The sequence below is a fragment of the Deltaproteobacteria bacterium genome (genome assembly GCA_030654105.1).
GTDB lineage: Bacteria > Desulfobacterota > SM23-61 > SM23-61 > SM23-61 > JAHJQK01.
Genome location: JAURYC010000270.1, coordinates 1 through 13,696 on the forward strand (window position 1 = coordinate 1; position 13,696 = coordinate 13,696).

Sequence of the window (13,696 nt, forward strand, 5' to 3'; positions counted from 1 at the left end):
TTCTTGCAAGGTTTTCTCCCGGCCGATGCTGCCGGCGCTCAGCCCCCTGGCCCCCGAGCCACGATATAAGCTGTGCTTAACAGCAACATGAGTCAAATGGAAAAGCCGATAATTTGATTTCAGGAGGAAAAAAGTGATTCAGGTTGGAAAAGTGGCTCAGATCATCGGGCCAGTGGTGGACATTGAGTTCAGGGGAGTGGAATTACCCCCTATTCTCGGCGCGGTTAAAATTACCAACCCCAGCATCGATGATCGGGAGGAAAACTTGGTGGTAGAAGTAGCCCAACACTTGGGCGACGAAATTGTCCGCTGTGTGGCCATGGATACAACCGATGGGTTGGTCCGCGGCATGAAAGCCGCCTATTACGGCGAGCAGATCACCATGCCGGTGGGCCGGGAGACTTTAGGCCGGATTTTGAATGTCGTGGGAATGCCGGTGGATGAAATGGGACCCGTAGTCACGAAATTACGTTACCCGATCCACCGCCCGGCCCCGTCTTTTTCTGAGCAGTCCACCGCCATGGAACCGTTCGAAACGGGGATTAAAGTGGTTGACCTGCTGGCCCCCTATCTAAAAGGCGGGAAGATCGGGCTCTTCGGGGGAGCCGGGGTCGGCAAGACGGTAATCATCATGGAATTGATCCATAACGTGGCCAGGGAGCACGGAGGATTTTCGGTTTTCGCCGGCGTGGGAGAACGCACCCGCGAAGGGAATGACCTCTGGTTAGAAATGAAACAGTCGAAGGTTCTGGAAAAGACTGCCCTAATCTACGGACAAATGACCGAGCCCCCGGGGGCGCGGGCGCGCGTAGGGCTTTCGGCCCTGACCGCCGCTGAGTATTTCCGGGATGAAGAGGGGCAAGATGTACTGTTGTTCATCGATAACATCTTTCGCTTCACCCAGGCCGGCTCGGAAGTCTCCGCCCTTTTGGGTCGAATGCCTTCCGCCGTGGGTTACCAGCCGACCCTGGCTACGGAAATGGGAGAATTACAGGAACGCATCACTTCCACCAAACGTGGATCCATCACTTCGGTTCAGGCGATTTATGTGCCGGCAGACGACCTCACCGACCCTGCGCCGGCGACCACTTTCGCCCATTTAGACGCCACGACCGTCCTTTCCCGGCAGATCGTCGAGTTGGGCATTTACCCGGCCGTGGACCCCTTGGATTCTACCTCCCGCATCCTGGATCCGTTAATCCTGGGGGAGGAGCATTACCAGGTTGCCCGCAGAGTTCAATATATTCTTCAGAAATACAAGGACCTTCAAGATATCATCGCGATCCTGGGAATGGATGAGCTTTCTGAAGAAGATAAACTCACCGTTTCCCGGGCCCGGAAGATTCAACGATTTCTTTCCCAACCGTTCTTCGTAGCCCAGGAGTTCACCGGAACGCCAGGAACCTATGTGAAAATCAAAGATACAGTCCGGGGGTTTAAGGAACTGGTGGAAGGGAAATATGACCATCTTCCCGAACAGGCCTTTTATATGGTGGGAACGATCGAGGATGCCGTGGCCAAAGCCGAGCGCTTAGGGGCCATAGGCTAAGGGGTTTCCCATGGATAAGTCTTTTCTCTTGGAAATTGTTACCCCCTACGGGTTGGTGGTTAGCTCGAAGGTTGAGGAAGCCTATATCGCCGGGAGCCAGGGGGATTTTGGGGTCCTTCCCGGCCATATCCCTTTCCTTACTTCTCTCCGCATCGGAGAATTGCACTACCGGAGGGACAAGGAAATTCATTTTCTGGCTATTAATCGTGGCTTTGCAGAGGTCACTCCCACAAGAACGACCATTCTAACGGATACGGCGGAGCCAGCTGAGGAGATCGACACCGAACGGGCCCAAACCGCCAAGACCCGGGCGGAGGAAGGGCTTAAGAAGCTTTCCAAGGATGACCCGGCATACCTGAAGGAAATGGAAGCATGGGAGCGGGCCCGGGTGAGGCTGCGAATCGCCGAGAAAACTCCTCGGAAATAGTTTCCTAAAGAAGCATGATCAAACTCTGTAGAATCGGTGTGGCGCTGGGCGGTGGCGGAGCCAGGGGGTTGGCTCACCTGGGAGTCCTCTGTGCATTGGAAAGAGAGGGGATCGCCATCGATTTGCTCGCGGGCACTTCCATGGGAGCTTTGGTTGCGGGGGCGTATGCCTTGTCACCGAAATGCGATTTTGTCATCGAGCGGTTCCGCCGCTACTTAGAAAGCAAAGAATTCAAAAAGACCAACCCTGAATTCTTGCACGTTCACAACTTTGAAGAATCAGCCAGGTATGAAGGAATCTTCCAGCGCTTCGCCAGTTTCATCAAAAAGGGAATCTTCTATAGTCAATCCTTGACCAAGCGGGCCCCCATCTCGGAAGAAAATTTTGCCCAGAACATCAATTTTTTGCTGGATAACGCAGAAATCCAGCAAACCCAAATTCCCCTGGCCATCATCGCCTTGGATTTGAATTTAGCAGAAGAAGTCGTCCTAAGGAAGGGGTCCATAAGAAAAGCCGTGAGTGCCAGCTGCGCCATCCCGGGAATTCTCCCTCCGGTTAGAATCGATAACCGGGAACTGGTGGACGGCGGCTGGGTCAACCGCGTTCCGGTTCGCCCGGTCAGAGAAATGGGAGCGGACCTGGTCATTGGGGTTGATGTGGCGGAGGGGCTGGAAGACACGGAGGATTTAAGCACGGGACTGGGCATCGTTCTGCGAACGAACGAGATCAGCCGTTTTATCTTAAGTCAATTGCAGCTGAAGGAAGCCGACGTGGTCATCTCCCCGGAGGTATCAGGCATTCATTGGTCCGACTTTGGGCATATGGATGAATGCCTGCGCGCTGGCGAGCAAGCGGCGCGGGAAAAGTTGGAGGAAATTAAAAGTTTGGTAAAGAGGAAAAAAATAAAGAAGGTCTTTCGTCTCCCTTTCGGGCACTTCGCCATTTCCTGATCAATCAAGGATGAATTCGAATATCGCCTTACGCGTGAATTCAAGAGACTCCCTAAAACGACTGGATGTCTTCCTCTCCCAAAAGAAGACACTTCTCTCTCGAACCCAGATCAAACGGCTGATCGAGAAAGGAAATGTTCAGGTTGGGGGAAGGAAGGTCAAAGCGGGAATGCGGTTGAAGGAAAATGATGTGGTCACCCTAACCCTTCCCAAGCCCCAGAAGCTGGAGACCCAGGCAGAACCCATCCCGCTGACCATTCTCTATGAGGATCGCCATCTCATCGTGGTGGACAAACCTGCGGGAATGGTCGTCCACCCGGCGGCTGGAAACTTTTCGGGTACGCTGGTCAATGCCCTTCTCCATTATTGTACCGACCTCTCGGGAATCGGTGGGGTTCTGCGCCCGGGAATTGTCCATCGCTTGGACAAAGACACTTCGGGCGTGCTAGTGGTGGCGAAAGAAGATTTTACGCACCGGGCTTTATCCGCCCAATTCAAGGAGCATACTCCTCTTCGGAAATACGTTGGCATTGTCTTTGGCCAGATTCCGGATGAAGGTCAGAGCGAGGCCATCATTGGCCGTCATCCGACGCACCGCCAGAAAATGTCTGTCCGGCCCAGAAAAGGCAGGGAAGCTCGAACCCATTGGCAGGTTTTGGAGCGCTACCATCACTTTTGCCTGGCGGAATTCCGCTTGCAGACTGGACGAACCCATCAGATCCGAGTTCATCTTTCTTCCCTCGGCCATCCCATCCTTGGCGATCCCTTATACGGCGGCCGGAAGAGGTTGGTGGCGATTGAACCCTTGCTCCTCCGGCAAGGGCTTCAAAAATTGCGGCGGCAGGCTCTTCATGCTGGCGCGCTCGGTTTCGTTCATCCGGTTACTGGAGAAAAATTGATTTTTTCGTCCCCCCTCCCTGCGGACATAGAAGAAGCCATCGCGTTATTAAAAAAACTGGATGGCGCAGGAGATTTCTTTTCCCAAAGAGAAGAATGGGGGGGCCAGAAGTCGGAAGGAATAGACCCTTTCTGAAAAAAGGAATCCGCCAAGTGGAATTTCTGCGAATTGAAGAATGGGAAAAAAGGGGTAGGATCGTCCATGGCTTTGGGAAGAGAGGGGAAGCGGGGGATAAGGTTTCTAAGAAAGATTGGTGGGGTCATTCCTTGCAGGAGAGGGGTGAGCTTTTCCCCCTGGTGGCCCTTCGCCAGGTCCACGGGGACAGGGTTGTTGTTTTTGCCGGGGGGAGCCAGCAACCGGGAGACCTCTGGCTGCAAGAGGGAGACGCTTTAATCAGCTGTTTACCGGGATATGCCTTGAGTGTGTTCACCGCCGACTGTTTACCCGTCCTACTTTTCGACCCTGTCCAACAAGCGGTGGGCATCGTTCATGCGGGGTGGAGAGGAACGGCCAAGGCCATTTCCTTTAAGGCAGTGGAAAAAATGCGCGAGGTTTTCAGGTGTAAAGGGGAAAACATTCTGGTCGCCATGGGACCGTGCATTGGGCCCTGTTGTTTGGAAGTGGATGGGCCGGTGCAAGAAGCTTTTTCTGTAACGAGGCTTCCCTGGGGGCAGATAGCCTCTCCTCGCGGGAGAGGAAAATGGTCCTTGGATTTATATCAAGCCAATACCTGGTTATTGAAGGAAGCGGGAGTGACAGAAGCGAACATCCAGCGGGTGGATTATTGTACCTATTGCTGTCCCGATACATTTTATTCATACCGGGCTGGGGGGAAGACCCGAGGGAGACAATTGAACTTCCTTGCCTTGAGCAAGAGGGCTTAAGAGAGGGTCATGGCAAAAGAAAATCTCCAAAAATATTTCTTGACAAGGGTTTGGCCAATTCTTACAATAGGATAGAATCCTTCCGCAGGGATTGCCGAAAAAAATCAAAGAATCTGCCTTGAATTCTAATCCAACAAAATCCTTTCTGGAAACCGAACAAGGTTCACATGTGCTCGTTAGGGGTTTCAAAAGGTTCATAAGTAAAGCGGTGGAAAAGATATTCATTTGGCCTTGGAGCCTATAGCCTTTTTCTCCCTTCTTGCCTTCAGGACTGGAAAAGACTTCCGCCTGCGGAGAAGGGCGAGAGCGTTTTACTTCTAACCACTCGTTGGGCAGCCGGGATTGGCGACAATTAAGAACTTTTATTTTTTTAAGGAGTGGCAATGAATATTATTGATCTGAAAGAGAAGAAGATCAGTGAGCTGAATAAATTGGCTCGGCAGCTCAACGTCGAGGGTGCCAGCGGGATGCGCAAACAAGATCTTATTTTTGCCATCCTTCAGGCCCAGACCGAGAAGAATGGGCTGATTTATGGGGAAGGAGTTCTGGAAACCCTACCAGACGGTTTCGGATTCCTCCGGTCTCCGGATTTTAATTATTTGCCGGGGCCCGATGACATCTATGTTTCGCCTTCCCAGATCCGGCGGTTTAACTTACGCACAGGAGATACTATTGCCGGTCAGATTCGGCCCCCAAAAGAAGGGGAGCGCTATTTTGCTTTATTAAAGGTTGAAGCAGTAAATTACGAAGAGCCAGATTTGGCCAGGGAAAAAATTCTCTTCGATAACCTCACTCCCCTCTATCCCAATGCCCGGATTAATTTAGAAGTGGCCGGGGATAATAACATGTCCATGCGGGTCATGGACCTTCTGACGCCGATCGGGATGGGGCAGCGCGGTTTGATCGTCAGCCCCCCGCGCGCCGGCAAAACGATGATCCTCCAAGCCATTGCCAACAGCGTGACGGTCAACCACAAAGACATGGCTCTGATTGTCTTGCTCATCGATGAGCGCCCGGAAGAAGTTACGGATATGCAGCGGTCAGTTCAGGGGGAAGTGATCAGCTCGACCTTTGATGAACCGCCTCAGCGGCATGTCCAGGTGGCTGAAATGGTCCTGGAAAAAGCCAAGCGCCTGATTGAACACCAGAAAGACGTGATCATCCTTCTCGACAGCATTACCCGGTTGGCCCGGGCCTATAATACGGTTGTCCCCCCCAGCGGCAAGATCCTCTCCGGTGGGGTGGACTCTAACGCCCTGCATCGTCCGAAGCGGTTTTTCGGAGCCGCGAGAAATGTGGAAGAGGGGGGCAGCCTGACCATCATCGCCACAGCCATAATAGATTCCGGGAGCCGGATGGATGAGGTGATCTTCGAAGAATTCAAAGGGACAGGCAACATGGAAATCGTTCTGGATCGGAAATTAGCCGACCGGCGTATCTTTCCCGCCATCGACATCAACAAATCCGGCACGCGGAAGGAAGAACTCCTTCTTTCCTCCCATGAGCTCAACCGGGTATGGATTCTGCGCAAACTCCTCCAACCTTTGAATTCCATCGACGCCATGGAATTTCTCCAGGATAAGATGAAAGGGGCCAAGGATAATCAGGAATTTTTGGATTCTATGAGCCGTTAGCGAAGTAAAGGGTCCCAGGATTCCAGGGTTCAAGGGGTCAAGTGAAAAAAATAATAAAGCAATACCCTCGAACCCTGAAATTTTAGGACCCTGTTTTTTGACACTTTGAGAAAAACGCTATTAAAAAATTGAAGGCCCCTTGGCGAAAATATCGCTGGGGTTACTGGTTCCATCGGGAGGTTAAAATGAAAAAAGGGATTCATCCTCAATTTGTCGATTCCGTGATCAAGTGCGCTTGTGGGAGTGAGATTCGGACCAAATCGATCAAGAAAGAAATTTCCGTAGAAATCTGTTCCCGTTGCCATCCTTTTTTTACCGGCAAGCAGAAGCTGATTGATTCCGCCGGGCGAGTGGAACGTTTTCAGAAGAAATACGGTCTGAAGTAAATAGGGCCATGGCTAAAATTTCTGTCGGCGGCCAAGCGGTTATCGAAGGTGTAATGATGAGGGCGCCCAACGCTCTGGCGATCGCCGTGCGTAAGCCCAGCGGGGAAGTGGTGGTCAAAGAGGACGTCTGGCGTTCGCTTGCGCAGCGGGTTAAATTTTTGAAATGGCCGCTGATTCGAGGCTCGGTTGTCCTCATCGAAACCCTGATCAACGGCCTGCAGGCCCTTTCTTTTTCAGCGAGCCAGGCCCTGGAAGAGGAAAAAGGTGGGGAAAAGGAAGAAGGGAAATTGGGCTCATGGACGCTGGGCCTGGTCATGGCTGCGGCTTTTGGGATCGGGGTCCTCTTTTTCATCGTCCTTCCCCACTACCTAACGGGATTCTTAGGCCATTTCTTCCACCAGGATCTTGGGGTCGAGAGCCTTTATTTCCATCTGATCGATGGGGTCATCAAGGTGCTTTTTTTAATCGGCTATATCTATCTGATCTCTTTCATGAAGGACATCCAAAGAATTTTCCAGTACCACGGGGCAGAGCATAAGTGTATCTATACTTACGAGGCCGGGGAGGAATTAACGGTGAGCAACGCCCGGAAGTATTCCACTCTCCACCCCCGTTGTGGCACAGCCTTTCTGCTCGTCGTATTTCTCATCAGTATTGTCCTGTTCTCCGTCATCTTTCCTTTTCTGCCCAAGTTTCCAACTTTGGGTAAGGGGTTGACCAATCTGATTTACATCGGTATTAAGCTTCCCCTAATCTTTCCCATCGCCGGTTTGGCCTATGAAGTGATCAAACTCAGTGGAAAAAAGCCGGACCATCCTGCTTTAAAAATCATCATTGCTCCAGGCCTGTGGCTGCAGCGGATGACCACCAAGCCCCCCACGGATGATCAAATCGAAATTGCCCTGCGGGCCCTTAAGGGTGCTCTGAGGCTGGAATCCGGGCAGAAAGCGGTTCTGTAATTTTAATAAAAACATATTGGACGCAGATGAACGCAGATTTTCAGGATTTTAAATATGCAATAGCCTTAAAGCAATTTCTGTTTTGCTGTTTTGTATTTTTATCTGCGGGTATCGGCGAAAATCTGCGTCCCAAGTAATGGCAGACATGTTCCAAAAACTGGATGAAGTTGAGAATCGTTATGAGGAGTTGGAAAAGCTCCTCACCGACCCCAAAGTTTTGGGGAACCCCAAAGAGATGCAGAAACTGGCCCGGGAAAGGGCCGGGATCTCCAAACTCGTGGAAACCTACCGCGCTTACAAAAAGGTCGAGGAAGAAATCAAGGAAAGCCATAACCTGCTTACGGAATCCGATGAAGAAATGAGGGAACTGGCCAAAGCAGAACTGCATTCTTTAAAAGAACGGCAGGCGGCCTTGGAGGAAGAAATCAAGACTCTCCTTTTGCCCCAGGACCCGAGAGACGACAAGAACATTTTTTTGGAAATTCGGGCCGGGACCGGCGGAGAAGAAGCGGCCCTCTTCGCCGCCGATCTATTTCGTATGTATGCCAAATTCGCCGAGATGAATCGCTGGCGGGTAGAGGTGATGAGTCAGAATCCTACAGGATTGGGGGGTTTTAAGGAGATCATCGCCCTCATTGAAGGGAAAAAGGTTTACAGCCGTTTGAAATATGAGAGCGGTGTCCATCGGGTCCAACGCGTTCCCGTAACCGAATCATCGGGGCGGATTCATACTTCCGCGGTCACCGTGGCCGTCTTGCCTGAGGCCGATGAAGTGGAAGTGGAGATCAATCCCAACGATCTGCGCATCGATGTCTATCGTTCTTCAGGACCCGGAGGGCAGAGTGTCAACACCACAGACTCAGCCGTGCGGGTCACTCACATCCCCACCGGCCTGGTGGTGACCTGCCAGGATGAGAAATCCCAGCATAAAAACAAGGCCAAAGCCCTGAAGGTGCTGCGGGCCCGCCTGCTCGACCAGTTGATGGAGGAGCAGCACAACGAAATATCTGAAGACCGGAAAAGCCAAGTGGGCAGCGGGGATCGTAGTGAACGCGTGCGTACGTATAACTTTCCACAGAATCGGATTACAGACCATCGCCTAGGCCTCACCTTGCACCGTTTAGACAGCGTCCTTGAAGGGGACTTAGCTGAAGTGGTAGATGTCCTAAATGCCCATTTTCAGGCCGAGGCCCTGAAATCTCGGTAATTAAGAAGGAAGGGCCATTGCCCCAGGACACTTGGACGATCCTCAAATTGATCCGCTGGACCGATGAAAGATTCAAGAAGGAAGGTTTAACCAGCCCCCGCCTCGATGCCGAGGTTCTTCTGGCTGAATCACTGGGGATGGACCGGGTAGGGCTTTATACCCATTTCGATCAGCCGCTCCAGCCCAGGGAGCTGACCCGATTCAAAAAGCGGATCCAGAGGAGGCTGGCGCGTGAGCCTTTGGCCTACATCGTCGGCAAACGCGAATTCTGGTCGCTAACTTTTAAAGTCACTGCGGACGTTCTTATTCCCCGTCCGGAGACCGAAGTATTGGTTGCGGAAGCCCTGCAAGTATTGGTCGACGCGAAACGACCAACGCGGAGTTGGCGCATTTTAGAGATCGGTACGGGCAGCGGCGCCGTCAGTATCGCCCTGGCGAAGGAGCTCCCGTTGGCCTCGTTGGTGGCCACGGATCTTTCGGGAAAGGCCCTCGCCATTGCTCGCGAAAATGCCTTAGGGAATGGAGTCCAAGAACGCATTCAATTTTTACAAGGAGATCTGTTTGCTCCTTTGGAAGAAGGGAGTCAATTTGAACTTATCCTTTCCAACCCCCCGTATGTTCCCCGGAGTCATTTTGCTTCTCTGGCGCCAGAGGTGCGCGATTTTGAGCCCCGAGTAGCACTGGACGGGGGAAAAGACGGTTTGGCTTTCTTTCGTCGAGCTCTGCCGAGAGTGGGAGAGTTTCTCCAGCCAGAAGGCTGGTTCCTGGCCGAGATCGGCGCAGGGCAAGATCCGGAAGTTCGAAAGATTGCCGCAGAAAATCCGGATCTCGATGCCTTCGATTTTATCCCAGATCTGGCTGGGATCAAAAGAGTATTTAAGGCCCGAAAAAGGTGAGTCGCGGTTAAAAAAATATTTGGGGACGCAGGGGAACGCAGAGTTCCGCTAAGCGCTTAGCGCTATGCGCATAGCGTTTTAAATTTTTGCAATCTGCGTCCCTAACTATTATTGGAGTTGGAGCTATGGAAAAGATGATCATCGAAGGAGGCTATCGCCTGGTAGGGCAGATTCCCATCAGCGGGGCGAAGAATGCTGCCCTCCCGCTTTTCGCGGCCTCTCTTTTGGTGGAAGGGTGGAATACCCTGCAAAACGTACCGGCCTTGACCGACATTCGGACCATTGCCAGACTTCTTCGGCAGATGGGCGTCAAGATCGAAGGAGAAAGTGGGACGGTACGATTGAATGCAGCCGGGGTTCATTCCTACGAGGCACCCTACAATCTGGTTAAAACCATGCGGGCTTCGGTGCTGGTCCTGGGTCCCTTGGTGGCCAAATGGAAGCGTGCCCGCGTCTCTCTTCCCGGAGGATGTGCCATCGGTGCCCGGCCTATTAATCTGCACCTCAAAGGCCTCGAAGCTCTGGGAGCAAAAGTCGAGTTGAAACATGGATACGTGGAAGCCCGGGCCGACCGCCTGAAGGGGGCCAAAATCTATTTTGACCTTTCCACGGTGACCGGAACAGAAAATATTATGATGGCTGCGACCCTGGCTGAAGGAAGGACCGTTTTAGAAAATGCGGCCAGCGAACCCGAAGTGGTAGATCTGGCCAATTTTTTGAATAAAATGGGGGCCAAGATTCAGGGGATCGGAACCGATGTGGTGATCATTGACGGGGTGGAAGAGTTAAAGCCGATGGAGCACGCCATCATGGCCGATCGCATCGAAGCCGGCACTCTTATGGTGGCGGTTGGAATGACGCAAGGCAACGTGAAACTCCTGAACTGTGATCTCACCCAGATGGAGGCCGTGGTGGCCAAACTGCGAGAAGCAGGGCTGGAAATTTTTCCCGAAGGAGATGGCGTGAAAGTCATCGGGCCGGTTAATATTAAGGCGGTGGATGTCAAAACCCTGCCCTATCCGGGATTTCCGACGGATATGCAAGCTCAGATCATGGCCTTAATGTGCTTGGCCAGTGGGCTATCCGTCATCACGGAGGCCGTTTTTGAGAATCGTTTCATGCATGTGAGTGAATTGAGGCGGATGGGGGCAGAGATCCGGGTGGAGGGTCCGAATGCGATTGTCCGCGGTCGGGCCAGTCTCACCGGCGCCCCCGTGATGGCTACAGACTTGCGGGCCAGTGCCTCTTTGGTTTTGGCTGGCTTAGCCGCCGAAGGGACAACGGAGGTCTCCCGCATTTACCATCTGGACCGAGGATATGAAAAGCTTGACCAGAAGTTAACCAAGCTGGGAGCGAAAATCAGCCGGGTAAAGGAATAACCCCATGAGAGTCCTCATTTCTGGAGAGATAGGTTTTGCGAAATTTTTAAAAAAGTTGTCCCACAGGGGAGAGGCCGAATTGGCCAAGGTAGAAGTGCAGGTCCGCGACATTTTGGAGCAGGTCAAAAAACAAGGGGATCAGGCTCTCCTCAGACTCACCAGGATATATGATGGTTGGAAGGCTTCGTCGAAGACTCTGCGCGTCTCCAGGGGGGAAATCCAAGCCGCGCTGAAAGCGTTGAGCCGGGAAGAAAAAAAAGTCCTGGAATTTGCAGCGGCCCGGATCGAAAGATTCCACTCCCTGCAAGATCGTCGATCCTGGTCTTTTGCCGAAGAAGACGGGACCATCCTCGGGCAAATTGTGCGCCCAGTTGAGACCGTTGGTATCTACGTTCCCGGAGGAAAAGCGGCCTACCCTTCCAGCGTGTTGATGAATGCCATCCCGGCAAAGGTGGCCGGAGTTTCCAGCATCATCATGGCCAGCCCCACCCCCCAGGGTCATATAAACCCTGCTGTCCTGGTGGCAGCGCAGATTGCCGGGGTCGATGCCGTCTTTAAGATCGGAGGTGCTCAAGCGATCGGGGCGATGGCCTTTGGCACTAAAAGCATCCCCAAAGTGGACAAGATTGTCGGACCGGGCAATATTTACGTCGCCGCGGCGAAACGGTTGGTATTCGGGGAAGTGGCCATCGATGCCATCGCCGGGCCCAGTGAGATTCTGATCATAGCCGATGGCAGCGGCGATCCATCATTTTTAGCGGCTGACCTCATCTCCCAGGCCGAGCATGATGAGCAGGCCTCTGCTGTCCTGCTATGCCTCTCCCGAAGCTTCGCCGAAAAGGTCCAGAAAGAAGTCATCCAGCAAATTTCCGTATTGCCCCGCCGGAAAATTGCCGAACCTTCTCTAAGAAATTGGGGGGCAATCCTCATCGTAAAAAATCTTTCTGCGGCAGTTAAAATTGCCAATGACCTGGCCCCGGAACACCTGGAGCTGGCTGTGGCCGACCCCTTCGGCCTCTTGCCCAAGATCGAAAATGCGGGGGCCATCTTCCTGGGCCATATTTCTCCGGAAGCCATTGGGGATTATGTTGCCGGCCCCAACCATGTGTTGCCCACAGGGGGAACGGCCCGCTTTTCTTCCCCCCTGGGAGTTTATGATTTCCTCAAGCGATCGAGCCTGATCTGCCTTTCACCGGAGGGCCTGAAAAAACTTTCCCCGCCGGGTATGCATCTGGCCGCAATGGAAAACCTGGAAGGGCACCGTAGATCAATCGAGGTGCGCAAAAAATCCGTTGATTCTTCCGGACCATTTGATTAGACTTCTATTGCGCTTTATCCCCCCTAATCCATAATCCAGAGGGTAACCATGCCAGAAAAAAAACGAAACCCCCCAAATCCCCCACTCGCCCCCCTTTTAAAAAGGGGGGTTGGGGGGATTTAAATTTAAAAGCAGAAAGGACAAAGCCATGGAAGAGAAAAAAGTGCAGCCCAAAAAGCTTTCGTTGAGCAATACCAAACAGGAAATGATGGAGGCTTACCACTCGCTTTTGAAACAGATGGACGAAAGGAAAGAAGCCGAACTGAAACCGGAGAAGAAAATCGAGGAGAAAAAAGCGAGAGAAGTTGTTCAGGTGGCCGACGCCCTGTCTTCGGAAGGAGTCGTCAAGGAGATCAGTACCCTGAAGATCGAGACGGGCAAGATGCTCACCCAGATTGGAGATAAACTGGAGGAAGAGGTCAACAAGTTCAAAGCAATCCAGAATGCCATTGCCTTAAAGGAAAAAGAACTTCAGGAAATGTTCGAGATTGAAAAGTCGGCCCTGACGCTGGCGGCCCTTATCGAAACGCAGAACCAGAAAAGGCAGCAGTTCGAAACGGAGATGGCTACCCGGAAAGAGGAGCTGACCCAGGAGATCCAAACCCTCCGGCTCGAATGGGCCAATGAGAAGGAGGAGCACGAAGCCGAGATAAAAGAGCGGGATCTGGCGGAGAACAAGCGGCGGCAAAGAGAAAAGGAAGAGTACGAATATGCCTTCAAACGGCAGCAGCAGATCGCCAAGGATAAATTTGAAGACGAAAAAGCGAAATTGGAGAAAGAGATCCAGCTTACCCGCGAGCGGATGGAAGGGGAATTGAAGGGTAGAGAGCGCATTATTGCCGAAAAGGAAGAGGAGTTGAACGATTTGCGCAAAAAAGTCGCCTTGTTCCCCAAAGAGATGGATACGGCCGTGGCTAAGGCCGCAAAAGAAACCACGGAAAGATTGAACCTGGAAGCCAAAAACAGGGAAGAATTGCTGAAGAAGGAATTCATCGGCGAAAAGAATGTTCTGGCCACGCGGATCGAGTCCCTGGAAAAAACCGCGAAAGAACAGAGCGCCCAGATTGCCGGCCTTACCCAGTTCCTGGAAAAAGCCAACCAGAAGGTGCAGGATATTGCGGTCAAAGCCCTGGAAAGCTCATCAGCCGCCAAATCCTTTACCAACCTACAGCAGTTGTTGAATGAACAGACGAAAAAGCCTTCGCAGGA

General features: G+C 52.4%; 13 protein-coding genes. All 13 read left to right on the forward strand.

Going from position 1 to position 13,696, the window contains the following annotated elements; translation table 11 throughout:
- The first annotated feature begins 136 nt into the window (after positions 1-136).
- Positions 137-1,549 carry a F0F1 ATP synthase subunit beta gene (gene atpD, locus Q7V48_11545; GenBank protein ID MDO9211360.1) on the forward strand — a complete coding sequence of 471 codons (1,413 nt, stop codon included), beginning with the start codon at positions 137-139 and terminating at the stop codon, positions 1,547-1,549.
- A gap of 10 nt (positions 1,550-1,559) precedes the next feature.
- Entirely contained in the window at positions 1,560-1,976 is a 417-nt protein-coding gene (locus Q7V48_11550; GenBank protein ID MDO9211361.1) for a F0F1 ATP synthase subunit epsilon, read from the forward strand.
- A 14-nt stretch (positions 1,977-1,990) separates the two neighbouring features.
- Entirely contained in the window at positions 1,991-2,926 is a 936-nt protein-coding gene (locus Q7V48_11555; GenBank protein MDO9211362.1) for a patatin-like phospholipase family protein, read from the forward strand.
- 10 nt (positions 2,927-2,936) lie between these two features.
- On the forward strand, positions 2,937-3,959 hold the full coding sequence (locus tag Q7V48_11560; GenBank protein MDO9211363.1) for an RluA family pseudouridine synthase: 1,023 nt from the start codon (positions 2,937-2,939) through the stop codon (positions 3,957-3,959).
- A gap of 17 nt (positions 3,960-3,976) precedes the next feature.
- The gene (gene pgeF / locus Q7V48_11565) at positions 3,977-4,708 is read left to right on the forward strand and encodes a peptidoglycan editing factor PgeF (protein ID MDO9211364.1); all 732 of its coding nucleotides are present in this window, start codon (positions 3,977-3,979) and stop codon (positions 4,706-4,708) included.
- Positions 4,709-5,091: 383 nt separating this feature from the next.
- Positions 5,092-6,342: a transcription termination factor Rho gene (gene rho, locus Q7V48_11570; protein MDO9211365.1), complete on the forward strand. Its 1,251-nt coding sequence runs from the start codon at positions 5,092-5,094 to the stop codon at positions 6,340-6,342.
- A gap of 185 nt (positions 6,343-6,527) precedes the next feature.
- Positions 6,528-6,728 (forward strand): 50S ribosomal protein L31, encoded by a 201-nt coding sequence (gene rpmE / locus Q7V48_11575; GenBank protein ID MDO9211366.1) that lies wholly within the window; start codon positions 6,528-6,530, stop codon positions 6,726-6,728.
- 8 nt (positions 6,729-6,736) lie between these two features.
- A complete protein-coding gene (locus tag Q7V48_11580) occupies positions 6,737-7,687 on the forward strand; it encodes a DUF1385 domain-containing protein (GenBank protein MDO9211367.1) in 951 nt (316 codons plus the stop codon).
- Positions 7,688-7,832: 145 nt separating this feature from the next.
- Positions 7,833-8,894 (forward strand): peptide chain release factor 1, encoded by a 1,062-nt coding sequence (gene prfA / locus Q7V48_11585; protein ID MDO9211368.1) that lies wholly within the window; start codon positions 7,833-7,835, stop codon positions 8,892-8,894.
- A gap of 17 nt (positions 8,895-8,911) precedes the next feature.
- Positions 8,912-9,790, forward strand: a complete 879-nt coding sequence (gene prmC, locus Q7V48_11590) for a peptide chain release factor N(5)-glutamine methyltransferase (protein ID MDO9211369.1) — start codon at positions 8,912-8,914, stop codon at positions 9,788-9,790.
- A gap of 125 nt (positions 9,791-9,915) precedes the next feature.
- On the forward strand, positions 9,916-11,169 hold the full coding sequence (gene murA / locus Q7V48_11595) for a UDP-N-acetylglucosamine 1-carboxyvinyltransferase (GenBank protein MDO9211370.1): 1,254 nt from the start codon (positions 9,916-9,918) through the stop codon (positions 11,167-11,169).
- A 4-nt stretch (positions 11,170-11,173) separates the two neighbouring features.
- Complete coding sequence (gene hisD / locus Q7V48_11600; protein ID MDO9211371.1) at positions 11,174-12,487, forward strand: histidinol dehydrogenase; 1,314 nt, start codon at positions 11,174-11,176, stop codon at positions 12,485-12,487.
- A 148-nt stretch (positions 12,488-12,635) separates the two neighbouring features.
- Positions 12,636-13,696, forward strand: a 1,061-nt coding sequence (locus Q7V48_11605; protein MDO9211372.1) for a hypothetical protein, incomplete at its 3' end; no start/stop codon positions are given.

Excerpts from the sequence above, each read along its gene's own strand:
- Q7V48_11550 (MDO9211361.1), top strand. The coding sequence starts at position 1,560 with ATGGATAAGTCTTTTCTCTTGGAAATTGTTACCCCCTACGGGTTGGTG.
- Q7V48_11555 (MDO9211362.1), top strand. The coding sequence starts at position 1,991 with ATGATCAAACTCTGTAGAATCGGTGTGGCGCTGGGCGGTGGCGGAGCC.
- Q7V48_11560 (MDO9211363.1), top strand. The coding sequence starts at position 2,937 with ATGAATTCGAATATCGCCTTACGCGTGAATTCAAGAGACTCCCTAAAA.
- rho (MDO9211365.1), top strand. The coding sequence starts at position 5,092 with ATGAATATTATTGATCTGAAAGAGAAGAAGATCAGTGAGCTGAATAAA.
- rpmE (MDO9211366.1), top strand. The coding sequence starts at position 6,528 with ATGAAAAAAGGGATTCATCCTCAATTTGTCGATTCCGTGATCAAGTGC.
- Q7V48_11580 (MDO9211367.1), top strand. The coding sequence starts at position 6,737 with ATGGCTAAAATTTCTGTCGGCGGCCAAGCGGTTATCGAAGGTGTAATG.
- prfA (MDO9211368.1), top strand. The coding sequence starts at position 7,833 with ATGTTCCAAAAACTGGATGAAGTTGAGAATCGTTATGAGGAGTTGGAA.
- murA (MDO9211370.1), top strand. The coding sequence starts at position 9,916 with ATGGAAAAGATGATCATCGAAGGAGGCTATCGCCTGGTAGGGCAGATT.
- hisD (MDO9211371.1), top strand. The coding sequence starts at position 11,174 with ATGAGAGTCCTCATTTCTGGAGAGATAGGTTTTGCGAAATTTTTAAAA.